Raw genomic sequence first — 20,759 nt, 5'->3', positions numbered from 1 at the left:
GCCTGCCCTGTGCGCAGGCTGCCCGTGTGCTACTGGCGTACACCCTCAACAGAAATAATCAATTCTGCCTTTTGCGAAGCGGGTCCTAAATCTTTATTGATATTGAATTCTTTCAACACAATCTCCCCGCTGGCTTCAAATCCGGCACGATAACCGCCCCAGGGATCTTTACCTTCACCGATTAAGCGGGCATCCAGGGTGATCGGTTTCGTCACCCCATTGAGTGTCAGATCGCCGGTAATTTTATACGCCTTGCCCTCTTTACTGACGGCAGTGGAAGCAAAGGTGGCCTGTGGAAACTTGCCAGTATTGAGAAAATCAGCGCTGCGCAGATGTTTATCTCGTTCGGCATGGTTGGTATCGAGGCTGTTGGTATTGATGGTGACATTGACCTTATCAGCCGCCGGATTACCTTCATCAAAGGTAAAGCTGCCATCGAAATCTTTAAAACTGCCGTACAACCAGCTGTAGCCGAGATGCTGAATACGGAACTGCACAAACGCGTGCTGACCCTGCTTATCAAATTTGTACTCGGCGGCATTGGCCGACAGGCTGGCAGCCAATAAACCAGCACCCGTGAGCGCCAGCAGTGTTTTTTTAAGCATGTTACTTTTCCTTTTCAGAGGTTAACGGGATGCGGTAACCCAGCATCCGTTTCAGCGTGATATCACGATCGATAAAATGATGTTTGAGAGCAGCCAGTCCGTGTAACACCGAGAGCGTCACCACCGCCCAGGCTAGCCAGAGGTGGACATCACCGGCGATGTCAGCCTGTTCAGCCGCCCCTGCCAGTAATGCGGGCACTTCAAACCAGCCAAATAAAGAAATCGGCTTGCCATCCGCAGTGGAAATCAGATAACCGCTTAGCATAATGACCAGTAGCAGGGTATATAGCAGCCAATGCGCAGCTATGGCAGAGAGACGCACCGGGATGGAGTAACTGTCCAGCGGGGCAGGAGGCGGTGACAGAAAGCGCCAGGCCAGACGGATCAACAACGCGCTGAACAACAGGATGCCAATGCTTTTATGAATTTCGGGGGCGGTATGATACCAGCCGTCGTAGTAACCCAGCCCGACCATCCATAATCCGAGCGCGAACATGCCATAGATGGCCAGAGCCATTAGCCAGTGTAATAAGATGGAGACGACACCAAACCGCTGTGGAGAATTACGCCACATCTTCTGAAATCCTAAATCAGAAATAAGTAGCAATGAGAATCCATATTTTGAAATAGAAGATCAATCAGACTTACTTTTCTATAAACAAAGAAATAACTGTTCGGGAATTATGGCGTTATTAATCTCTGCCACTCAGAAATATTGAATAACTTCATGGTGAAGCGGACAGGTGAAAGAGTCAGCTTTAATTACTACACCTTTTGCGCTTTTATTCGGTGCGAAGATTAAACTTTTGTCAGCTTATGTCTGCGGATGTCAGTCAGGCCGCCACTGTGGCTGCGGCGGCCTCGGTCAGTCAGGAAAAACGCGCCAGAGAGAAGGGGGTAATATCAAAGGAAAAGGGTTTGTCCTGGGCAAATTCACTGGCCAGTTCACCTAACACGCTGGCAAATTTAAAACCGTGTCCGCTTAAACCGGTAATGATTAAACGGTTGGGTTCATCAGGCAGGGTATCAATGATGAAGTCTTCGTCAGGTGTATTGTCGTAGCTACAGGCTTCGCCATGTAAACAGACGCCGATCCCCGGCAGGAAATGACGTAAAAAGCTGAAAGCTTCACTGCCATCGGCGGCGACGCTACCAAAAGGTTTACGATCGGCAGGCGTCTGCATGATTTGACCACCATCATGGCGTCCTACCTTGAGTGCGTTGTTGTCTGCCGGGAAACCGTAGAAATGGCTGCCGTCATTCATCTCTACAGTAAAGCCAGGAAATTGGTTGTTCTCACTGTAACGACCGTCAGCCTGATACCAGGCAAACACTTTGCGCACGGGCGTAACGGGTAAATCCGCCACCAGATGGCTGACCCAGGTACCGGCGCTGATCAGCAGTTTGCGTGCCCGAAACTCTCCCTCGCTGGTGGTGACCTGTTGCAGGTCGCCATCCCGGCCGATTTGTGTCACCGGACAGTTAAACAGCTGGGCGCAACCTGCCTGTTCTGCCAGCTGTACCCAGCTACGTACCGCCTGTTCACATTTAAGAAAACCGGAATGGGGTTCAAATACGCCAATATAACCCTCTGGCACAGTGAACTGAGGCCAGCGTTTGCGCACCTCATCTGCCTGCAGGATTTGCACATCCAGCTTCCAGGCGCGTGCGCTGTCGATGACATTCTGAATAAAGGTGGACGAGATCGGAGCAAGATTGAGAATGCCACTGCGGTGCATGATGCGTTCACCACTCTGGCGTTCCAGTTCGTCCCATAATGCCTGGGCACGTAGCACCAGCGGGACATAGCGTTCACCTTCACCATAGGCGTGACGGATCAAACGTGTTTCACCGTGATGGGTGCCCTGAGTATGCGGTGGGTGAGCGCTATCGATCATTAATACCGATAAGCCCGCCTGGGTTGCATAGAACCCGGCAGCCGCGCCAACGGAACCACTGCCAACCACAATCAGATCATAAACCATACGACATCACTCCTGAAAAACGGTGAATTTTTTCAGCAGCATAGCAAAAGATAGCGCCCATGAAAAAGGCACCCTTTGGGGTGCCCTTTCACGCGATTGAAGAAATTAATGCTTTTGGTTATCGCGTTGGTATTGCTCTGTGGACTCTATCTTTGCAATGCCAGCTTCGAGTATGGAGATAAACTGTCTCGCCACATCGGTGGTTAGCCAGTAGGTAGGACCAACATCTGCGTCTTCTTCTTTCTGATCCTGCGATGATAGCGAGTGCAGGCGGATCATCATGGCGTCATAACTGTCTACAGTGCTAATGTCCCATCCGACTAATGGATGAGTCTGGATGACGTCTTTATTTCTGTCCATTATAACCTCCTTTTTACTCGTTAAACGAAGTGCTTCTTGAGGTTCAATGCGGCTGTTCTTGCACTAGCGAGATAATTATAACATGAAACGAACGGTACAATAGTTAAAAAGTGTGGTGCTCAAAATCTGCGCAAAAATAAATGCTTTTAAAATACGCTTTTAAAAAATAATAAATCGCCCGCGTGCGCGGGCATTTGAAGCTGCGAATGTAAAGTCGCACTAATGAGGTTATCGGCAGCAAAGTTACCTGACTTTAGGAGAACTCTGGAACCGATTAAGCACTGATTTTAACCCTGTAAATCATCCGGTTTTTCACCGCTGCATTTCTTAATTTCTTCGGCCAGATGGGAAAATTGCTGCTGTAACTGCGTGTCGTGGTTCTGGTTTTGCGCTTCAAGTAAAAGATTGTGTACCAGTAACTGGCTGGCACGTTCATCAAGACAGAACGTCAGGTTGGCAAAGGCATTTTCCAGCACAGTTAAGCGGCGTTGCTGTTCAGCAATTAACGCCAGCAATTCGCCAAATGTCATTGCCTCTTCCGGTTTATCGTGAGTCATGGGTAAAACATCTCCTGTTAGCCTGGCGCGTGCAAGAATAGAGGGGTGTTAATGATGATTTTAGATGCAGCGACTTTGTCTGGCGAGGGAGAAATAAAAACAAAAAAGCCGGGTGGCGAAACCCGGCAAAACTGCGCAGTGGCGGTTAATCGGTAATAAACCAGTCGTCAGCGCTTTCCCAGGTTTCCTGCAAAATATCACTGATACGTTCGCGATTTTCTTTGCAGCCGCCAAATACGCTGAGCTGATTGCCGCTGGCGTAACGGATTTTGACATGATGTTCGTCGTCGGGAAAATCCCGGCTGATACGGCGGGTCAGTTCGGCGCTCAGCGCATCCAGGGCGCCAGCAGGAAGGGGTTGAGTTTTTGCTACGGTAATTTCAACACGCATAAACACCTCCGGAATAATATACTGGCTATTTGTACAGTATATTTATTCCGAAGGCAAGCATCATCACATCAGGCGGTTACGCGCCAGTTCAGAGTCTCACCGGCCAGGAAAGGCACCAGCGTATCGTCAGCGACATTCACACTTTGTTCGACTGTCCAGGGTTCACGCACCAGCGTCAGTGTCCCTTCATTCAGCGGCAGGCCATAGAAGTTCGGGCCATTCTCGGAACAGAACGCTTCGAAATGTTGCAGCGCATCCAGTTCCTCAAACACGGTGGCGTAAGCGGGCAGAGAGGTCGGGGCATTAAACACACCGGCACAACCACAGCTGGCCTCTTTCAGATGACGCAGGTGTGGGGCGGTATCGGTGCCGAGGAATACACGACGATTGCCGCTGGCGACCAGTTTACGTAACGCTTCCTGGTGGATATTACGTTTCAGGATTGGCAGGCAATACAGATGCGGACGTACGCCGCCGACCAGCATATGGTTGCGGTTAAACATCAGATGCTGTGGCGTAATGGTGGCACCGAGCAGTTCATTGCCCGCCGCCAGATATTCCGCCGCTTCTTTGGTGGTGATGTGTTCCATCACCACTTTCAGGCCCGGGAACTGCTGGCGCAGCGGTTCCAGTACCGTTTCAATAAAACGCGCTTCACGGTCAAAAATATCGATGTGCGCATCCGTCACTTCACCGTGTACCAGCATCGGCATACCGATCTGCTGCATCCGCTCCAACACGCGAGCGATAGAGGCAATATTGGTTACGCCATGGCTGGAGTTGGTGGTTGCGTGGGCGGGATAAAGTTTTGCGGCGGTGAAGACGCCAGCACGGAAGCCCTGTTCGATCTCATCGGGATCGAGAGAGTCGGTAAGATAGCAGGTCATCAACGGTGTAAAGGCATGCCCGGCGGGTAAGGCCGCAAGGATACGATCGCGATAGGCCACGGCAGCATCGACGCTGGTCACCGGCGGAACCAGGTTTGGCATGACAATGGCACGACCGTTTACCGCACTGGTATAAGGCAACACGGCTTGTAGCATCGCGCCATCGCGCAGATGAATATGCCAGTCGTCAGGGCGGCGAATCGTGATTTGCTGGGGTTGGGCTGTCATTCAAAAGGCTCCGGCTGAGTAGAAAACGAAAGGCACGTTTAGGCCGGGGAGTAAGCATAAGGATTTGGGCAACCGTTTGCACGGGATTTTATGCACCAGAAGCAAAACCGCGCCCTGGCAGGCGCGGTGGTGGGGATTAGTCAGTAAAAGGGATCACTAGCTGGCCGGGCTTAACTTCCAGACCTTTCGCGAATTTCTTCGCCAGCGCTTCGCCTTTGCTGCGATCTTCGCTCAGCACATAAGCGGGTTTTTCATTGAAGTAACGCTTCAGCGACTCATTCAGATAGGGCGTCAGCGTTTTCATGATCGACGCCATTTTTTCCGGCTGCACCTGGGCATCAACAATTTCCAGGTCATGCAGGTAAATCGCGCCCTGTTGTGGGTTGAACACCGGCTGCGCCTTCATTTTGAGCTGCATTTCGGCCTGCTGTGGGCCAAATAAAGAACTGACATTAATCGTGGCTTTGCCTGTCAGGGTGATTTTGCCCGGTTCTTCACGGCCAATCTGGCTGCTTAAATCGCTCAGCACAATATGTGCATTCAGCAGACCGGAGACACCCACATCTTTCTCGAAGTTATTGTGCTTTTGCAGCGCCTGATTCACTTCCTGCTCGCTGATGGTGTACTGCGTTAATTGATTACAGCCGGTCAGCAGCACGGCAAACAGCAGGGCCAGTAGCCCGGAAAACGCCTTCTTCATACTTTCCTCATCCTGAACGATACGCCAAACGTGGCATAGCGTGCCTGAATCAGGGGCAGGTGTCACCAGGAGAGAGATGAGAAGCGCCTGCGCGCCTCTCATTGTCAGAAGTCAGGCGGCGATAGAAGAGAGCAGGTTAACCTGGGTTTGCGTCGCCATGTTGTCGCGATAATCGGCCACGCGGCTGGGCCATTCAATACCGGCAACCAGCGTTAAGGAACGTAACAGCGGGAACAGATGGATATCATCTTCCGAAAGTTCGCCGTTCACCGCATTCGGTTTAACGATTAGCTTATCCAGCTGACGCAAATCGTCACTGATGTTTTTTATCAGCCCAGGGGCATGTTTACGCAGCTCGCTGAAGTCGCCAATGTTGGCTTGTTTTTTCTCGCGGAAATAGTGGCGTGCTGCCGGTGTCGCGAACTCAGCGAAAGCCGCGTCAGCGATACGGGGTAGCAGCAGCTTGTTGACGTAACCATTGACGCGACGCAACCATTCGCTGATGGCAGGATTGGCTTTGCCATTCAGCAGGGGTTCACCGTCCTGTTTATCCACCAGACGAACAATATCCAGGCTTTCCGGCATCGCACTGCCATCGGCTTTTTGCAGGATGGGAGCCATCTTCTGACCAATCAGTTTTTTCGGTGTGTTCTCGTCGTCATTGAGCATCACCACCAGTTCGACTGGCAGATTTTTCAGCCCAAAAATCATGCGTGCTTTGACGCAGAAAGGGCAGTGATCGTAGATGTAGAGTTTCATCCCGTTTCTCCTGTGATTATCAGGGTGACTGACGTCACCCTTTTTCTATCGGCGTGCGGGAAGTATGGGAGAGAAAGGCGGCAGGGGCAAATCAGCTGCTGTACAGCGCCGGAGCCACGGCGCGTGGCTGGAATTGCCACCACAGGGCCAGCAGCGTCACGCCACCCACGGTACTGAGCAGCATCCAGGGTAATTCCGGCAGTGACAGTTGCTGGCCTAAATCGAACATCCAGCCACCGCCGGAATAGCCAATCAGGCCGCCCAAAGCCAGCCCGAGGCGGCTGAAACCCATATAGCTGCCGCGTGCGCGGGCGCTGGCGAGCGAGGCGCTCAGGGTCTCACGCGCCGGTTCCGCGATGATTGAGCCGAGATAGAACATGGCGATCAGAAAGAACAGTGACGGTAAGGTGCTGGTCAGCCCAACCGGTAACAGGCTGATGGTCATCAGCAACAATCCGGCCATCAGGCGAGTTTCGAGACGGAAACGTTTTTCGCTCCAGCGCGCCAGCGGATAGAGCAGGCTGAGTGACAGCAACGCTTCGATGGCGTACATCCATTTCACTGCTGCCGGAGCGCCTGCGACCTGGTTGACCATTACTGGCAGCATCAGCATCACCTGCACCGCAAGAATGTAATAACCGGTCAGCGTCAGGACATACAGGCGAAAACGTTTGTCCTGCCAGACCCGCTGCATGCCTTCACGCATGGCAATGCGCTCGGTGGAGATACGCCAGGCCGGTAACCAGATGGCATTAAATAACGCCGCGCTGACGAATACCGCCGCGCCCACCCAGCACACCAGACGGAAGTCCCACGCCAGCAACCAGCTGCCAATCAGCGCGCCCAGCACCGCGCCCGCGCTGTCCTGCATCATCAGCAGTGAAAAGAAGCGGCCACGTTCACGCGCTCGCACCAGTTTCACCACCATAGCGCTGCGTGGCGGATCGAACAGCGTGCCACCGAGTCCGGACAGCAAACAAGCCAGCCACAGTAGCCAGGGCTCGTGGGCGAGGGCCATACAGGCGAAGCCTGCCGCACGCATTAACATGCCGGTGACGATCAGGGGGCGTGCGCCGAAACGGTCTGCAATGGCGCCACCAAAGATGCCAAAACCCTGCTGCACAAACTGGCGCAGACCGAGGGCAATGCCGACCATCAACGCAGCCCAGCCGAGTTGTTCGACGAAGTGAATGGAAATGAGGGGAAATACCACAAAAAATCCCAACACCACCAGCATGTTATCCACTAATAAAAATGTTTTACCGAGGCGTCGTGCCCGCGCAACCCGAGACATGCTAAATCCTGAGCAAGTAAGAAAGGGAAAAGGAGACCAGTTGGTCTATTTTCCGCCGCAGCACGGCAGAAAAACAGGATTATCAGGATGATATTTTTTCATCGAAGCCGTAAGAAAATTTATCCTGATTAAGGATGAATTCCCGGGAACAGGATGCGGGGTTTTACCGCAGGCGGGGTGGCGGTTATAGTGAGATATAACGCCGCTGGCGTACTTCCTTCTTAAGCCATGGATTTCAGGAGTCAAGATGTTTGGCTATCGTTCTGCTGGGCCGCGCGTGCGTCTCACTACCGATCGTTTGGTGGTCCGTTTAGTTCATGAGCGTGATGCCTGGCGGCTGGCGGATTACTACGCGGAAAACCGCGTGTTTCTCAAGCCCTGGGAACCGGTACGTGATGAAAGCCATTGTTACCCGTCTGGCTGGCAGGCGCGTCTGGGACTGATTGCCGACATGCATAAGCAAGGCTCGGCATTCTATTTTGTGTTGATGGATCAGGAAGAACGCGAAGTGCGGGGTGTTGCCAACTTCAGCAACGTACTACGCGGCTCGTTCCATGCCTGTTATCTTGGCTATTCACTGGGTGAAAAGTGGCAGGGGCAGGGGCTAATGTTTGAAGCATTGCAGAGCGCGATTCGCTATATGCAACGTCAGCAGCATATGCACCGGATTATGGCTAACTATATGCCGCATAATCAGCGCAGCGGTGATCTGCTGGCGCGACTGGGTTTTGAAAAAGAGGGGTATGCCAAAGATTACCTGTTGATCGATGGCCGCTGGCAGGATCACGTTCTGACAGCGTTGACCTGGCGCGAGTGGACCCCGGATCGCCGCGGATAATAAAAGGGAACAATGCGATGAAAATGGCTTTATCAGCGCAGGCGCTGCGCGTGATTGGTTGTCTGCTGGAAAAGCAAGTGACCACCCCGGATCAATACCCACTGTCACTCAATGGTGTGGTGACTGCCTGCAATCAGAAATCCAACCGCGAACCGGTGATGAACCTGAGCGAAAGCGATGTTCAGTCACAACTGGACGAGCTGGTGAAAAAACATCTGGTCACCTCGAACAACGGTTTCGGCCAGCGCGTCAGTAAATATGAACAACGATTCTGCAACTCAGCTTTTGGCAATCTGCAACTCAGCAGCGCCGAGGTGGCGGTGCTGACATTGTTGTTTTTACGCGGTGCGCAGACCCCCGGGGAACTGCGCACCCGCAGTGGCCGCTTGCATGAATTCAGTGATATGAATGAAGTTGAACAGACCCTGAATGATTTGCTCAGCCGGGAAGATGGCCCGATGGTGGTGCGGCTGGCGCGTGAGCCGGGTAAGCGCGAAAGTCGGTATATGCATCTGTTCGGCGGGGACGTGGTGGACACAGCCGAACCGGCAGGCGAATCAGACCATCCGGGTCTTGAGGCCCGGGTTACGCAACTGGAAGAGACCGTGGCGCTATTGCAGGCGCAGCTCGAACAGCTGCTGCACAAGGAGCATTAACATGACGTTGCGTATCGGGATCGTGGGTTTGGGCGGCATTGCACAAAAAGCCTGGCTGCCCGTGTTATCTCAGGCAGAAAGCTGGCAGCTGGCCGGGGCCTTTTCCCCCAATCAGGCCAAAGCACAGCCCATCTGCGACAGCTACCGCATACCTTATTTTGCCACGCTGGATGCGCTGGCCGCAGCCAGTGATGCGGTGTTCGTCCATAGCAGCACCGCTTCGCATTATGAGGTGGTGAAAGCATTGTTGCTGGCGGATAAAGATGTCTGTGTTGATAAGCCGCTGGCAGAAACCCTGCAACAGGCGGAAGCGCTGGTGGCGCTGGCGGAAAAGCGCAAGCGTAAACTGATGGTGGCATTTAATCGTCGCTTTGCGCCACGTTATCAGCAGTTGCAGGCGCAGATGGCAGGTGCAGCGTCACTGCGTATTGAGAAACACCGCGCTGACAGCGTCGGGCCGCAGGATTTACGTTTTACCCTGCTGGATGATTATCTGCATGTGGTTGATACCGCGCTGTGGCTGGCGGGTGGCAAGCTGACACGTCAGCATGGTCATATTGAGACCAATGAGCAGGGCGCAATGTTGTATGCCGAACATCACTTCTCTGCCGGGGGCTTACAAATCACCACCAGCATGCATCGTCGCGCGGGCACCCAGCGTGAAGTGGTGACGGCTGTCTGCGACGGCGATTATATCCAGATCGCCGAAATGCGTGACTGGCAACAGGAGAACCGCACGGGCTTACGTCTGGAGGCGCCTGCCGCGTGGCAAAGCCATCTTACCCAGCGTGGATTTAGCGGCGCTGCCCACCATTTTATTCAGTGCGTGCAAAATCAGACGATGCCTGAAACCAGCGGTGAACAGGCGCTGGTGGCGCAGCGGCTGGTGGAGAAATTGTGGCGCGATGCTGAGCGGGAATAATTCCTTGTAACACTCAATGCTGGTCATTTCCCGTCGTGGCAGTAGACTATCGCCGGGCATCTGAGGATGTCCGCGCTAAGTTGCTCATTTATCCGACACTTTTCAGGATGCGCCGCCAATTATGAATTTGTTGAAATCGCTGGCAGCGGTCAGTTCAATGACCCTGTTTTCCCGCGTGCTGGGCTTTGCCCGCGATGCCATTGTGGCGCGGGTGTTTGGCGCCGGGATGGCGACTGACGCCTTCTTTGTTGCCTTCAAACTGCCGAATCTGCTGCGACGTATTTTCGCCGAGGGGGCATTTTCTCAGGCGTTCGTGCCTATTCTGGCTGAATACAAAAGCAAGCAGGGCGATGAAGCCACACGCGTGTTTGTGGCTTATGTTTCCGGGTTATTAACGCTGGTGCTGGCGCTGGTCACGGTGCTGGGGATGGTTGCCGCGCCCTGGGTGATTGTGATTACCGCTCCGGGCTTCGCCGATACCGCGGACAAATTTGCCTTAACCAGTTCGCTGCTGCGCGTCACCTTTCCTTATATCCTGCTGATTTCGCTGGCATCGCTGGCCGGGGCGATTCTCAATACCTGGAACCGTTTCTCCGTGCCTGCCTTTGCGCCAACATTGCTGAACATCAGCATGATTGGTTTTGCGCTCTTTTCCGCGCCGCACTTCCATCCGCCGGTGATGGCGCTGGCGTGGGCCGTGGTGGTGGGTGGGGTGTTGCAGTTGTTCTATCAACTGCCGCACCTGAAGAAAATTGGCATGCTGGTGCTACCGCGCGTTAACCTGCGCGATGCGGGCGTCTGGCGTGTGATGCGCCAGATGGGACCGGCGATTCTGGGCGTCTCAGTCAGCCAGATTTCATTGATTATCAACACCATTTTCGCTTCATTTCTGGTTTCCGGTTCGGTTTCCTGGATGTACTACGCCGATCGCCTGATGGAGTTTCCTTCCGGCGTGTTAGGGGTGGCGTTGGGTACCATTCTGCTGCCGTCATTGGCGAAAAGTTTTTCCAGCGGCAATCATGATGAATATTCCCGTCTGATGGATTGGGGCCTGCGTCTTTGTTGTCTGCTGGCGCTGCCCAGTGCCGTGGCGCTCGGTATCCTCTCGGGCCCGCTGACCATTGCGTTATTCCAGTACGGTAAATTCACCGCCTTTGACGCCGCCATGACGCAGCGCGCCCTGGTGGCCTATTCGGTCGGGCTGATGGGCCTGATTGTGGTCAAAGTGCTGGCACCGGGTTTCTATTCCCGTCAGGACATTAAAACACCGGTGAAGATCGCCATTATCACGCTGATCATGACGCAGCTGATGAACCTCGCGTTTATTGGTCCGCTGAAGCATGCGGGGCTGTCGCTGTCGATTGGCCTGGCAGCCTGTCTGAATGCGGCGCTGCTGTACTGGCAACTGCGTAAACAACAGATTTTCCACCCACAGCCGGGCTGGTTTAGCTTTTTACTGCGTCTGTTAATTGCCGTGCTGGCGATGGCTGCGGCACTGCTGGGCTTGCTGTATGTGATGCCTGCCTGGGAAGAGGGGCATATGTGGTGGCGTTTGCTGCGTCTGGCAGCGGTATGTGCGGTCGGCGGTGGTGCCTATTTTGTGATGCTGGGCGCGCTGGGTTTCCGGCCACGCGATTTTGCGCGTCGTACCCAAGCTTAAAGTATCAAACGGCGCGATAAATCGCGCCGCTACAAAATATTGCACACATTGTAGCGGCGCGGTTTATCGCGCAATATCAATTAATTACCCTTTGCGGCTGAGTGTCGCCTGACCTTTGCCCAATCCGTCCGGGCCGTAAAATGCCTGAGTCTGATGGGGTTTCAATACGGCTAACGCTTCATCAGTAAAGCGAATTTGCTGCTGCAACAGCAAGCCATTGTGCGTATTGGCATCACGCAGGCGTTGCGTATGCTGCTGGATATTGTTCCAGCGGCGAGACATATCATTATGACCACGATAAGGTGCCTGGGTGCCGCTGCTCTGCTCGGTCGTCCGGCGCATTTCGTCCAGATAGTTCAGCGTCGAGAGCAGCGCGCTCTTATCTTCGGTAATGCGCTGCAACAGGTTGCCGTTAATCAGACCAGCACCCAACTGTTGCTGCTCCTCATTGATCACTTCGCTCAGTGAGGAGAGCACTTCCTGCATCTTATCTAAGGTGGTCAACAGATTGTTCATCGGGATTAATTACCCTCTAAATACGCCTTATTATCGGCGATCAGCGCGTCGGCGATCTTGCCGGTATCCATTTTCAGTTCGCCATTGCGAATGGCGGTTTTCAGCTGCTCAACGCGAGCGGTATTGATATCACTGCTGCCTGGCTGCATCAGTTGTGACTGGGCTGCACTCAGTTTCACCTGAGAACCGCTCTCGCTGGTGCTGGCGGTGCTTGCCGTGCTGCTCTGACGCACTTTGCTGCTGTTGTCATTGCTGTCACGGGTCTGAACAGTGCTAACCGGTTGTAATGGCTGGGTTCTGTCGATGCTCATGGTCTTGCTCCTGTAAAGTCAGTTGGGGATGAGCCAACTGAGTCAGCATAGGGTAATTTCATTGTTGCTTTCACTATCGGCAGAAAAACAGGGTTCTTTAGCGCTTTATAGCGATATAAGAATATTCCCATCCTCGCCAACCCGCCCGCTGATGACCTGACCATTTCCCATGCGCACCCGCACCATCTGCGCGGTGGTTGCATTATTCAGTGCCTGACCTTCGCTGCTGGCATCAAAGCCGTTACCACTGGCAACGACCAGCACATTTTGCCCGGCTTTCACCCGCCACGGCAGGCGCACCATGGTGGCGGTGACCGGCTGTCCGGGCGTGATGTCACGCATCACAATAGCATCGGCCACGCTGGCTGCACTGAACAGAGTGCGTGCCGGCAGGGAATCGAGCCGTCCGGATTGCAGACGGAAATCACTGGCGCTGACGCTGGTACCCCGCATCAACTGATGATTTGCCACCAGATATTGTCCGGTCACCTGCACCTGAACCTGTAAATAACGCCGGTTCTGTCCGCAATTGGTGGCGATGCTCATATTACCCCACTGACGGCTATTGCCGGGCAACAGAAACTGCGGCGCATCGCAGACTGGCCACTGTTCTTTTGGCGTACGAATGACCACATTGATGCCTGCCGCGTGCTGCGGATCGCGTGCCTTGAAGAATTGCGTCAATTGCGCGTCAAGTTGCGCGGCATGACCGGGCAGCGCCAGCACCAGCAAAAGTGAGGACAGTAAGGTTGGAAATCTGCGCATCACACGCCTCCTGACTGAAGATGGCCCTGAGTCTACTCCTCGCGCGAAAAATTCAATGTCAAAAATAGCCAATGTTTTTGGCGCTATTCAGACGATAGCCCTTGCTTTTACCCAATTAAGCTGTCAGCTCGAAATTCTCATTCGCGGAGGAAGCATGCTCGACAAACTCGATGCCGCGCTGCGATTTGGTACAGAAGCCCTCAACCTGCGGGCGGAGCGTCAGGAAATCCTGGCATCCAACATTGCCAACGCCGATACCCCAGGCTACCAGGCCCGGGATATCGACTTTGCCAGCCAACTCAGCAAGGTGATGGAAAATGGTCGCTCTGAGGGCAGCAGCCTGGCGCTGAATGTGACATCAGCACGTCACATTGAAGCCCAGAGTAACGCGCAGCCGTCGATGGACCTGCTGTACCGCATTCCCGATCAGCCTGCCGCGGATGGCAACACCGTGGATATGGACCGGGAGCGTACGCAGTTCGCCGATAACAGCCTGAAATATCAAACCGATCTCACCCTCATCAGTAGCCAGATCAAAGGCATGATGAGCGTTCTGCAGGGGCAATAAACATGGCATTGCTAAATATCTTTGATATCGCCGGGTCGGCTATGACGGCGCAATCGCAGCGCCTGAACGTCAGTGCCAGTAACCTGGCCAACGCCGACAGCGTCACCGGGCCGGATGGTCAGCCTTACGTGGCGAAACAGGTGATATTCCAGACCGATGCGGCACAGGGTATGGCGACCGGTGGCGTGAAAGTGGCCGGCGTGGTGGACGATCCTTCCCCGGCGAAATTGGTGTACGACCCGGGCAATCCGATGGCCGACCAGAAAGGTTACGTCAAGATGCCCAATGTGGACGTGGTGGCCGAGACCGTGAACACCATGTCGGCTTCACGTAGCTATCAGGCCAACGTTGAGGTTCTGAACACCGTGAAATCAATGATGATGAAAACGCTGACTATGGGTCAGTAACGGAGAAACACAATGGGTATCGCGGTAGGCGTTAACGAAAATCTGGACCCCACAGTCCTCAGCTCCTCCAGTAGCAGCACCGGTAACAGTGCGGAAGATTTACAGAACCAGTTCCTGACCATGCTGGTGACGCAGTTACAGAACCAGGACCCCACCAACCCGATGGATAACAGCCAGCTCACCACGCAGCTGGCACAGATCAACACCCTGAGCGGCATTGAAAAACTCAATACCACGCTGGGTTCCATCTCCGGGCAGATCAGCACCAGTCAGAACCTGCAAAGCTCCACGCTGATTGGTCATGGTGTGATGGTGGATGGCAGCCAGATCCTGGTGGGCAGCGGGACAACCACGCCGTTTGGTGTGTCACTGACCACGGCCTCAACCGCTACCACCGCCACCATTAAAGATTCAAGTGGTGCCACGGTACGTACCATTGATCTGGGTGCGCTGTCTTCCGGCGTTCACACCTTCTCATGGGATGGCACCTTGACCGATGGCTCTACGGCACCGGACGGCAAATATACCGTTTCCATTGCCGCCAGCAATGGCAGCACCCAACTGGTGGCTCAGCCGCTGAATTACGCCTACGTCAGTGGCGTCAGCACAACGGATGACACCGCAACACTGGACCTCGGCACCATGGGGACCGCGACCCTTGATGATGTTCGTCAGATCCTCTGATAAACCTGTAACCAGGAGCAATTAATATGTCTTTTTCCCAAGCGGTGAGCGGCCTGGGTGCTGCTTCCAGTAACCTTGACGTGATTGGTAACAACATCGCCAACTCCGCCACAGCGGGCTTTAAATCCAGCACCATCGCGTTTGCCGACATGTTTGCCGGTTCTAACGTGGGCCTGGGTACCAAAGTTGCGGCGGTGATTCAGAACTTTAACGACGGCACCACCACCACCACCAGCCGTGGTCTGGATGTGGCGCTGAGCGGCAACGGCTTCTTCCGTATGACCGACAGCAGTGGCGCGGTGTATTACTCACGTAACGGCCAGTTCACGCTGGACGAAAACCGCAACCTGGTGAATACCCAGGGCCTGTTCGTCACCGGCTATCCGGCGAGCGGCTCACCGGCCACCATTCAGACCGGTGCTAACCCGGTAGCGCTGAGCATTCCTACCACGCAGATGTCAGCGCGTGCGACCACCACCGCAACGCAGGTGGCGAACCTTAACTCCACCAGCACCACGCCGACCGTCACCACCTTTGATGCGTCTAATGTCGATAGCTACAACGCCAAAAGCACCATGACGGTATACGACTCGCAGGGTAACGATCACACCCTCGATATGTACTACGTCAAAACCGGTGATAACGCCTGGACCGTACACGCTGTTGACTCGACCACCGGCACTTCAGCGGGTGATTTTGACCTGACGTTTGATACCAGCGGCAATCTCACCAGCGTGGGCGGTGTCGCCGGTGCCACTACCGTCGGGCTGACCATTAATGGCTCCAATGGTGCTGCGGCCGCTCAGAGCATCACCCTGAGCATGCAGGGCAGCCTGCAGCAGAACACCGGCACCACCACCTTCGGCAACCCGACTCAGGATGGTTATGCGCCGGGCGACCTGACCACCTACACCATTAACGACGACGGCACCATCACCGGTACTTACTCGAACCAGCAAACTCAGCTGCTGGGTCAGATCGTACTGGCGAGCTTCTCTAACCCGGAAGGTTTGCAGTCAGAAGGTGACAACGTCTGGAGCGCCACCAGTTCTTCGGGCCAGGCCGCCATCGGCACCGCAGGCACCGGCACCTTTGGTTCGCTGACCGCAGGCGCGCTGGAAGCCTCTAACGTGGATCTGAGTAATGAACTGGTAAATATGATCGTCGCGCAGCGTAACTATCAGGCGAACGCGCAGACCATCAAAACCCAGGACCAGATCCTCAACACCCTGGTCAACTTACGTTAATTCACTAACGGGATTGCATTATGGATCACGCGATATATACCGCGATGGGAGCCGCCAGCCAGACGCTGGAGCAGCAGTCCGTCACGGCCAGCAACCTCGCCAACGCCTCCACCCCGGGTTTTCGTGCCCAGCTGGAAGCCTACCGCGCGGTGCCGGTCAATGGCTGGTCGCTGCCGACGCGTACCCTGGTGACGGCCTCTACACCGGGTGCCGATATGACTGCAGGGGCGATGGACAATACCGGTCGCGCGCTCGACGTGGCGGTGCAGCAGGACGGCTGGCTGGCGGTACGCACCGCTGACGGCAGCGAAGCCTATACCCGCAACGGCAACATTCAAATCAGTTCCACTGGCATCCTGACAATCCAGGGCAATCCCGTGATGGGCGATGGCGGGCCGATTGCGGTCCCGCAGGGCGCAGAGCTGACTATCGCAACGGATGGCACCATCACCTCGCGTAACCCAGGTGATGCCCCCAATGCGACGGTGCAGATTGGTCGTTTGAAGCTGGTCACCGCCACCGGCCAGGAGCTGCAACGCAGTGACGACGGCATGTTCCGTCCCACGGCACAAACCCAGGCAACACGCGGGGCAGCGCTGGCAGAAGACACCACGGTGCAGGTATCACCCGGGGTTCTTGAGGGCAGTAACGTCAAACCCGTGGAAACCATGGTGGATATGATCGCCAACGCCCGACGTTTTGAGATGCAAATGAAGGTCATCTCCAACGTCGATGAAAACGAACAAAAAGCCAACCAGCTGCTCAATATGAGCAGTTAAGGCCGAGGATAAAACAATGATTCGTTCTTTATGGATTGCGAAAACCGGCCTTGACGCCCAGCAAACCAACATGGACGTCATCGCCAACAACCTGGCGAACGTCAGCACCAACGGCTTTAAGCGTTCGCGTGCGGTATTTGAAGACCTGATGTATCAGACCGTACGTCAGCCTGGTACGCAGTCATCCGAACAAACCACCTTACCGTCGGGTATGCAGATCGGTACCGGTGTGCGTCCGGTGACCACTGAGCGTCTGCACACCCAGGGCAACCTGTCGCAGACCAGCAACTCAAAAGACCTGGCAATCAACGGTCAGGGCTATTTTGAAGTGCAGATGCCGGACGGCACCTCGGCTTATACCCGTGATGGTTCATTCCAGGTGGATCAGAATGGTCAGCTGGTGACCAACGCCGGTTATCCGGTTCAGCCGGGCATCACCATTCCTGCCAACGCCACCGCCATTACGGTTTCACGCGATGGCGTGGTGGATGTGACGGTGCAGGGGCAGACCAACCCGACACAGGTAGGCCAGCTGACGCTCAGCACCTTTATGAACGATGCCGGTCTCGACAGCCTGGGTGAAAACCTCTACCAGGAAACACAGGCGTCAGGCGCACCGACCCAAAGCACGCCGGGTCAGAACGGTGCCGGTCTGCTGTATCAGGGCTATGTGGAAACCTCAAACGTTAACGTGGCGGAAGAACTGGTGTCGATGATCCAGACGCAGCGTGCTTATGAGATCAACAGCAAAGCGGTCAGCACCTCCGATCAGATGCTGCAGAAGTTAACCCAGTTATAAATCTGGTGTCTTTGGGCCAGCCTGGCTGGCCTGATTAAGAACATGAATAAGGTCAGAACCCCGTGGCGAAGCAAGTGATTCTCAAGCCTGGTCATTGGTTGGTAGCGTTATCGCTGCTGACATTAAACGGTTGTGCGCTGATCCCACGCACGCCACTGGTACAAGGCTCGACAACGGCAGAGCCAACGCCTTCTGCGCCGCCGGTGGTCAATGGTTCGATTTTTCAGGGTGTTGCGCCGCTTAACTACGGTTATCAGCCGCTGTTTGAAGATCGCCGCCCACGTAATATTGGTGACACCCTGACGATCACCCTGCAGGAAAACGTCAGCGCCAGCAAAAGCTCTTCGGCGAATGCCAGCCGCGATGGCAGTGGCAGCTTCGGCCTGACCACGGTACCAACCGGACTGAATGGTCTGGTCGGCGCGAGTGGCGAAAAAGTGGGTCTCGACGGCGAAGGCAAAAACGACTTCACCGGCAAAGGAGGCGCCACCGCCAACAACACCTTCACCGGCACCATCACCGTCACCGTTAATCAGGTGTTGTCTAACGGCAACCTGCGCGTGGTGGGTGAGAAGCAGATCGAAATTAATCAGGGAACCGAATTTATTCGTTTCTCCGGTGTGGTTAACCCCCGCACCATCAGCGCCAGCAATGCGGTGCTGTCAACCGCAGTGGCCGATGCACGTATTGAGTACGTCGGTAATGGTTATATCAATGAGGCGCAGACCATGGGTTGGTTCCAGCGCTTCTTCCTGAACATCTCGCCGATGTAAGAGGTTACGATGAAAATGAACACTCTGCTGCGTCTGGGCCTGAGCATGCTGCTCGGCTTCAGCCTTATTGCGCATGCTGACCGCATCCGCGATCTGACCACCGTGCAGGGCGTGCGCGACAACCAGCTGATTGGCTATGGCTTAGTGGTGGGACTGGACGGCACCGGTGACCAGACCACGCAAACGCCGTTTACCACACAAACCGTCAGCAACATGCTGTCACAGCTGGGGATCACCGTACCGACCGGCACCAATATGCAGCTGAAAAACGTCGCGGCGGTGATGGTTACCGCCTCGCTGCCTGCCTTCGCACGTCAGGGACAAACCATTGATGTGGTGGTGTCGTCACTGGGCAACGCCAAAAGCCTGCGCGGCGGTACGCTGCTGATGACGCCGATGAAAGGGGTCGATAACCAGGTGTATGCGCTGGCGCAGGGTAACATTCTGGTCGGTGGTGCCGGTGCGGCAGCTGGCGGCAGCAGCGTACAGGTCAACCAGCTGAATGGTGGTCGGATTACCGGTGGAGCCACGGTGGAGCGTGAACTGCAAAGCAACTTTGGCAGCCAGAGCACCATCAACCTGCAACTCAACAACGAAGATTTCACCATGGCGCAGCGCATTTCGGACGCCATCAACCGGGGTGGCTACGGTTACGCTCAGGCGCTGGATGCCCGTACCGTGCAGATTCGGGTGTCACCGAATAACAGCTCTCAGGTCCGTCTGCTGGCCGATATCCAGAACCTCGACGTTTCCGTCCCGCTGGAAGACGCCAAAGTGATCATCAACTCACGTACCGGTTCGGTGGTGATGAACCGCGAAGTCACGCTGAGCACCTGTGCGGTGGCACAGGGCAATCTGTCAGTGACGGTGAATCAGCAGCAGAACGTCAGCCAACCGAATACACCACTGGCCGGTGGGCAGACGGTAGCAACCACGCAGACGCAGATCGATATGCGCCAGAGTGGCGGGGCACTGCAACACGTCAACGCCAGCGCCAACCTCAACAGCGTGGTGCGTGCGCTTAACGCGCTGGGTGCGACACCGATTGATTTGATGTCGATTCTGCAATCAATGCAGAGTGCGGGCTGCCTGCGCGCCAAACTGGAAATTATCTGATGAGTGATACGCAATCGCTGATGAATGCGGCTTATGACAGCCGCTCGCTCAATGACCTGAAACGTGAGGCCAGCCTCGATCCGAAAGGTAAGGCCTTGCAGGTTGCGAAACAGGTTGAGGGGATGTTCGTGCAAATGATGTTGAAGAGTATGCGTGAGGCGCTGCCGCAGGATGGCCTGCTGAGCAACGATCAAACGCGTCTCTATACCTCAATGTACGACCAGCAGATTGCGCAGGAAATGGGGAAACGCGGCCTCGGCCTGGCGGACACCATCGTTAAACAGATGCAACCCGCGCAGGAACCGGATGAAAGTGCGGGTACGGTGCCAATGAAGCTGGATAACAGCTTTATTGTCAGCGCCATGGCTCCGCTCCAGCTGGAGCAAATGGTACGCAAGGCGGTGCCACGTTTGCCGGTATCGCCGGGCAATTTGTCCGGCGACAGCAGCGACTTCATCGCCCAGCTGGCGCAGCCCGCCAAAGTGGCGAGTGACGAGAGCGGCATCCCGCACCATCTGATTCTGGCACAGGCTGCGCTGGAGTCCGGCTGGGGTCAGCGCCAGATCCTCACGCGTGATGGTAAGCCGAGTTACAACGTGTTCGGCATCAAGGCCAGCAGTGACTGGAAAGGTCAAACCACCGACATCATGACCACCGAATACGACCATGGCGAAGCGAAAAAAGTGCGCGCCAGTTTCCGCGTCTATGGCTCGTATCTGGAAGCACTGACTGACTACGTCAAACTGCTCTCCAGCAACCCACGCTATGCGGCGGTGGCGAATGCCCAGACGGCGGAGCAGGGTGCACAAGCTTTACAGGCTGCCGGTTACGCCACTGACCCGAAATATGCCCAGAAACTGGTGGGAATGATCCAGCAATTCAAAAACATGGGCGAAAAAGTGGTGAAGGCCTACAGCCAGGATTTAACCAATTTGTTCTGATTTTTTTGCCT

The 20,759-nt window shown here is 55.0% G+C and carries 26 protein-coding genes; 13 read left to right on the top strand and 13 right to left on the bottom strand.

The features are described 5' to 3' along the window. Positions 1-29: 29 nt before the first annotated feature. The 10 genes from RCF31_RS05550 to mdtH all read right to left on the bottom strand — a co-directional run bounded on the left by RCF31_RS05550 (position 30) and on the right by mdtH (position 7,766). A complete protein-coding gene (locus tag RCF31_RS05550) occupies positions 30-605 on the bottom strand; it encodes a YceI family protein (RefSeq protein ID WP_416412765.1) in 576 nt (191 codons plus the stop codon). Position 606: 1 nt separating this feature from the next. After that, a complete protein-coding gene (locus RCF31_RS05545; RefSeq protein WP_416412763.1) occupies positions 607-1,179 on the bottom strand; it encodes a cytochrome b in 573 nt (190 codons plus the stop codon). Positions 1,180-1,474: 295 nt separating this feature from the next. After that, the gene (solA, locus tag RCF31_RS05540; protein WP_299445805.1) at positions 1,475-2,590 is read right to left on the bottom strand and encodes an N-methyl-L-tryptophan oxidase; all 1,116 of its coding nucleotides are present in this window, start codon (positions 2,588-2,590) and stop codon (positions 1,475-1,477) included. 105 nt (positions 2,591-2,695) lie between these two features. Next, positions 2,696-2,950, bottom strand: coding sequence for a biofilm formation regulator BssS (bssS, locus tag RCF31_RS05535; RefSeq protein WP_084873855.1), 255 nt, complete (start codon positions 2,948-2,950; stop codon positions 2,696-2,698). A 287-nt stretch (positions 2,951-3,237) separates the two neighbouring features. After that, positions 3,238-3,507 (bottom strand): hypothetical protein, encoded by a 270-nt coding sequence (locus RCF31_RS05530; RefSeq protein WP_416412762.1) that lies wholly within the window; start codon positions 3,505-3,507, stop codon positions 3,238-3,240. A gap of 145 nt (positions 3,508-3,652) precedes the next feature. Then, the gene (dinI, locus tag RCF31_RS05525) at positions 3,653-3,898 is read right to left on the bottom strand and encodes a DNA damage-inducible protein I (protein WP_084873857.1); all 246 of its coding nucleotides are present in this window, start codon (positions 3,896-3,898) and stop codon (positions 3,653-3,655) included. 68 nt (positions 3,899-3,966) lie between these two features. Then, the gene (gene pyrC / locus RCF31_RS05520; RefSeq protein ID WP_416412761.1) at positions 3,967-5,013 is read right to left on the bottom strand and encodes a dihydroorotase; all 1,047 of its coding nucleotides are present in this window, start codon (positions 5,011-5,013) and stop codon (positions 3,967-3,969) included. 136 nt (positions 5,014-5,149) lie between these two features. Next, positions 5,150-5,713: a lipoprotein gene (locus RCF31_RS05515; RefSeq protein WP_299445793.1), complete on the bottom strand. Its 564-nt coding sequence runs from the start codon at positions 5,711-5,713 to the stop codon at positions 5,150-5,152. Positions 5,714-5,824: 111 nt separating this feature from the next. Beyond that, positions 5,825-6,472, bottom strand: a complete 648-nt coding sequence (gene grxB / locus RCF31_RS05510) for a glutaredoxin 2 (RefSeq protein WP_416412760.1) — start codon at positions 6,470-6,472, stop codon at positions 5,825-5,827. Positions 6,473-6,563: 91 nt separating this feature from the next. After that, positions 6,564-7,766 carry a multidrug efflux MFS transporter MdtH gene (gene mdtH, locus RCF31_RS05505; RefSeq protein ID WP_416412758.1) on the bottom strand — a complete coding sequence of 401 codons (1,203 nt, stop codon included), beginning with the start codon at positions 7,764-7,766 and terminating at the stop codon, positions 6,564-6,566. Between the two features lie 247 nt (positions 7,767-8,013). On the opposite strand from mdtH, the gene rimJ reads away from it, so the two are divergent. From rimJ to murJ, 4 genes are all read left to right on the top strand, one after another. Beyond that, positions 8,014-8,604, top strand: coding sequence for a ribosomal protein S5-alanine N-acetyltransferase (gene rimJ, locus RCF31_RS05500; protein WP_013508634.1), 591 nt, complete (start codon positions 8,014-8,016; stop codon positions 8,602-8,604). Positions 8,605-8,621: 17 nt separating this feature from the next. Next, positions 8,622-9,260, top strand: a complete 639-nt coding sequence (locus tag RCF31_RS05495) for a DUF480 domain-containing protein (RefSeq protein ID WP_299445779.1) — start codon at positions 8,622-8,624, stop codon at positions 9,258-9,260. 1 nt (position 9,261) lies between these two features. After that, positions 9,262-10,182, top strand: a complete 921-nt coding sequence (locus tag RCF31_RS05490; RefSeq protein WP_084873864.1) for a Gfo/Idh/MocA family protein — start codon at positions 9,262-9,264, stop codon at positions 10,180-10,182. Positions 10,183-10,303: 121 nt separating this feature from the next. Beyond that, positions 10,304-11,842, top strand: a complete 1,539-nt coding sequence (gene murJ / locus RCF31_RS05485) for a murein biosynthesis integral membrane protein MurJ (protein WP_416412754.1) — start codon at positions 10,304-10,306, stop codon at positions 11,840-11,842. 84 nt (positions 11,843-11,926) lie between these two features. Here the strand turns inward: murJ and flgN are convergent, their stop codons facing one another. The 3 genes from flgN to flgA all read right to left on the bottom strand — a co-directional run bounded on the left by flgN (position 11,927) and on the right by flgA (position 13,434). Beyond that, positions 11,927-12,358 carry a flagellar export chaperone FlgN gene (gene flgN / locus RCF31_RS05480; RefSeq protein WP_416412752.1) on the bottom strand — a complete coding sequence of 144 codons (432 nt, stop codon included), beginning with the start codon at positions 12,356-12,358 and terminating at the stop codon, positions 11,927-11,929. Positions 12,359-12,363: 5 nt separating this feature from the next. Beyond that, on the bottom strand, positions 12,364-12,669 hold the full coding sequence (gene flgM, locus RCF31_RS05475) for a flagellar biosynthesis anti-sigma factor FlgM (protein ID WP_299445768.1): 306 nt from the start codon (positions 12,667-12,669) through the stop codon (positions 12,364-12,366). A 105-nt stretch (positions 12,670-12,774) separates the two neighbouring features. Beyond that, the gene (flgA, locus tag RCF31_RS05470) at positions 12,775-13,434 is read right to left on the bottom strand and encodes a flagellar basal body P-ring formation chaperone FlgA (protein ID WP_299445765.1); all 660 of its coding nucleotides are present in this window, start codon (positions 13,432-13,434) and stop codon (positions 12,775-12,777) included. A gap of 154 nt (positions 13,435-13,588) precedes the next feature. On the opposite strand from flgA, the gene flgB reads away from it, so the two are divergent. The 9 genes from flgB (at position 13,589) to flgJ (ending at position 20,748) form a co-directional block, all read left to right on the top strand. Continuing rightward, positions 13,589-14,002 (top strand): flagellar basal body rod protein FlgB, encoded by a 414-nt coding sequence (flgB, locus tag RCF31_RS05465; RefSeq protein ID WP_299445762.1) that lies wholly within the window; start codon positions 13,589-13,591, stop codon positions 14,000-14,002. Positions 14,003-14,004: 2 nt separating this feature from the next. Further along, the gene (gene flgC, locus RCF31_RS05460) at positions 14,005-14,409 is read left to right on the top strand and encodes a flagellar basal body rod protein FlgC (protein ID WP_208714629.1); all 405 of its coding nucleotides are present in this window, start codon (positions 14,005-14,007) and stop codon (positions 14,407-14,409) included. Between the two features lie 12 nt (positions 14,410-14,421). Then, positions 14,422-15,093: a flagellar hook assembly protein FlgD gene (flgD, locus tag RCF31_RS05455; protein ID WP_416412751.1), complete on the top strand. Its 672-nt coding sequence runs from the start codon at positions 14,422-14,424 to the stop codon at positions 15,091-15,093. A gap of 26 nt (positions 15,094-15,119) precedes the next feature. Next, positions 15,120-16,340: a flagellar hook protein FlgE gene (flgE, locus tag RCF31_RS05450; RefSeq protein ID WP_299445751.1), complete on the top strand. Its 1,221-nt coding sequence runs from the start codon at positions 15,120-15,122 to the stop codon at positions 16,338-16,340. 20 nt (positions 16,341-16,360) lie between these two features. Then, entirely contained in the window at positions 16,361-17,119 is a 759-nt protein-coding gene (locus tag RCF31_RS05445) for a flagellar basal body rod protein FlgF (RefSeq protein WP_084873873.1), read from the top strand. 16 nt (positions 17,120-17,135) lie between these two features. Then, positions 17,136-17,918 (top strand): flagellar basal-body rod protein FlgG, encoded by a 783-nt coding sequence (gene flgG / locus RCF31_RS05440; RefSeq protein WP_084873874.1) that lies wholly within the window; start codon positions 17,136-17,138, stop codon positions 17,916-17,918. A 62-nt stretch (positions 17,919-17,980) separates the two neighbouring features. Further along, the gene (locus RCF31_RS05435; RefSeq protein WP_299445737.1) at positions 17,981-18,691 is read left to right on the top strand and encodes a flagellar basal body L-ring protein FlgH; all 711 of its coding nucleotides are present in this window, start codon (positions 17,981-17,983) and stop codon (positions 18,689-18,691) included. A 9-nt stretch (positions 18,692-18,700) separates the two neighbouring features. Then, a complete protein-coding gene (locus RCF31_RS05430) occupies positions 18,701-19,807 on the top strand; it encodes a flagellar basal body P-ring protein FlgI (protein WP_299445734.1) in 1,107 nt (368 codons plus the stop codon). Further along, complete coding sequence (flgJ, locus tag RCF31_RS05425; protein ID WP_299445731.1) at positions 19,807-20,748, top strand: flagellar assembly peptidoglycan hydrolase FlgJ; 942 nt, start codon at positions 19,807-19,809, stop codon at positions 20,746-20,748. The genes RCF31_RS05430 and flgJ overlap by 1 nt, the downstream gene beginning before the upstream one ends. Positions 20,749-20,759: the final 11 nt, after the last annotated feature.

Source organism: Pantoea sp. App145 (assembly GCF_047947045.1).
In the GTDB taxonomy this organism is placed as follows: domain Bacteria; phylum Pseudomonadota; class Gammaproteobacteria; order Enterobacterales; family Enterobacteriaceae; genus Pantoea.
Note: the sequence above shows the minus strand (reverse complement) of the source record. Positions and strands in the feature narration are given on the sequence as shown.

Excerpts from the sequence above, each read along its gene's own strand:
- RCF31_RS05550 (WP_416412765.1), bottom strand. The coding sequence starts at position 605 with ATGCTTAAAAAAACACTGCTGGCGCTCACGGGTGCTGGTTTATTGGCT.
- RCF31_RS05545 (WP_416412763.1), bottom strand. The coding sequence starts at position 1,179 with ATGTGGCGTAATTCTCCACAGCGGTTTGGTGTCGTCTCCATCTTATTA.
- solA (WP_299445805.1), bottom strand. The coding sequence starts at position 2,590 with ATGGTTTATGATCTGATTGTGGTTGGCAGTGGTTCCGTTGGCGCGGCT.
- bssS (WP_084873855.1), bottom strand. The coding sequence starts at position 2,950 with ATGGACAGAAATAAAGACGTCATCCAGACTCATCCATTAGTCGGATGG.
- RCF31_RS05530 (WP_416412762.1), bottom strand. The coding sequence starts at position 3,507 with ATGACTCACGATAAACCGGAAGAGGCAATGACATTTGGCGAATTGCTG.
- dinI (WP_084873857.1), bottom strand. The coding sequence starts at position 3,898 with ATGCGTGTTGAAATTACCGTAGCAAAAACTCAACCCCTTCCTGCTGGC.
- pyrC (WP_416412761.1), bottom strand. The coding sequence starts at position 5,013 with ATGACAGCCCAACCCCAGCAAATCACGATTCGCCGCCCTGACGACTGG.
- RCF31_RS05515 (WP_299445793.1), bottom strand. The coding sequence starts at position 5,713 with ATGAAGAAGGCGTTTTCCGGGCTACTGGCCCTGCTGTTTGCCGTGCTG.
- grxB (WP_416412760.1), bottom strand. The coding sequence starts at position 6,472 with ATGAAACTCTACATCTACGATCACTGCCCTTTCTGCGTCAAAGCACGC.
- mdtH (WP_416412758.1), bottom strand. The coding sequence starts at position 7,766 with ATGTCTCGGGTTGCGCGGGCACGACGCCTCGGTAAAACATTTTTATTA.
- rimJ (WP_013508634.1), top strand. The coding sequence starts at position 8,014 with ATGTTTGGCTATCGTTCTGCTGGGCCGCGCGTGCGTCTCACTACCGAT.
- RCF31_RS05495 (WP_299445779.1), top strand. The coding sequence starts at position 8,622 with ATGAAAATGGCTTTATCAGCGCAGGCGCTGCGCGTGATTGGTTGTCTG.
- RCF31_RS05490 (WP_084873864.1), top strand. The coding sequence starts at position 9,262 with ATGACGTTGCGTATCGGGATCGTGGGTTTGGGCGGCATTGCACAAAAA.
- murJ (WP_416412754.1), top strand. The coding sequence starts at position 10,304 with ATGAATTTGTTGAAATCGCTGGCAGCGGTCAGTTCAATGACCCTGTTT.
- flgN (WP_416412752.1), bottom strand. The coding sequence starts at position 12,358 with ATGAACAATCTGTTGACCACCTTAGATAAGATGCAGGAAGTGCTCTCC.
- flgM (WP_299445768.1), bottom strand. The coding sequence starts at position 12,669 with ATGAGCATCGACAGAACCCAGCCATTACAACCGGTTAGCACTGTTCAG.
- flgA (WP_299445765.1), bottom strand. The coding sequence starts at position 13,434 with ATGCGCAGATTTCCAACCTTACTGTCCTCACTTTTGCTGGTGCTGGCG.
- flgB (WP_299445762.1), top strand. The coding sequence starts at position 13,589 with ATGCTCGACAAACTCGATGCCGCGCTGCGATTTGGTACAGAAGCCCTC.
- flgC (WP_208714629.1), top strand. The coding sequence starts at position 14,005 with ATGGCATTGCTAAATATCTTTGATATCGCCGGGTCGGCTATGACGGCG.
- flgD (WP_416412751.1), top strand. The coding sequence starts at position 14,422 with ATGGGTATCGCGGTAGGCGTTAACGAAAATCTGGACCCCACAGTCCTC.
- flgE (WP_299445751.1), top strand. The coding sequence starts at position 15,120 with ATGTCTTTTTCCCAAGCGGTGAGCGGCCTGGGTGCTGCTTCCAGTAAC.
- RCF31_RS05445 (WP_084873873.1), top strand. The coding sequence starts at position 16,361 with ATGGATCACGCGATATATACCGCGATGGGAGCCGCCAGCCAGACGCTG.
- flgG (WP_084873874.1), top strand. The coding sequence starts at position 17,136 with ATGATTCGTTCTTTATGGATTGCGAAAACCGGCCTTGACGCCCAGCAA.
- RCF31_RS05430 (WP_299445734.1), top strand. The coding sequence starts at position 18,701 with ATGAAAATGAACACTCTGCTGCGTCTGGGCCTGAGCATGCTGCTCGGC.
- flgJ (WP_299445731.1), top strand. The coding sequence starts at position 19,807 with ATGAGTGATACGCAATCGCTGATGAATGCGGCTTATGACAGCCGCTCG.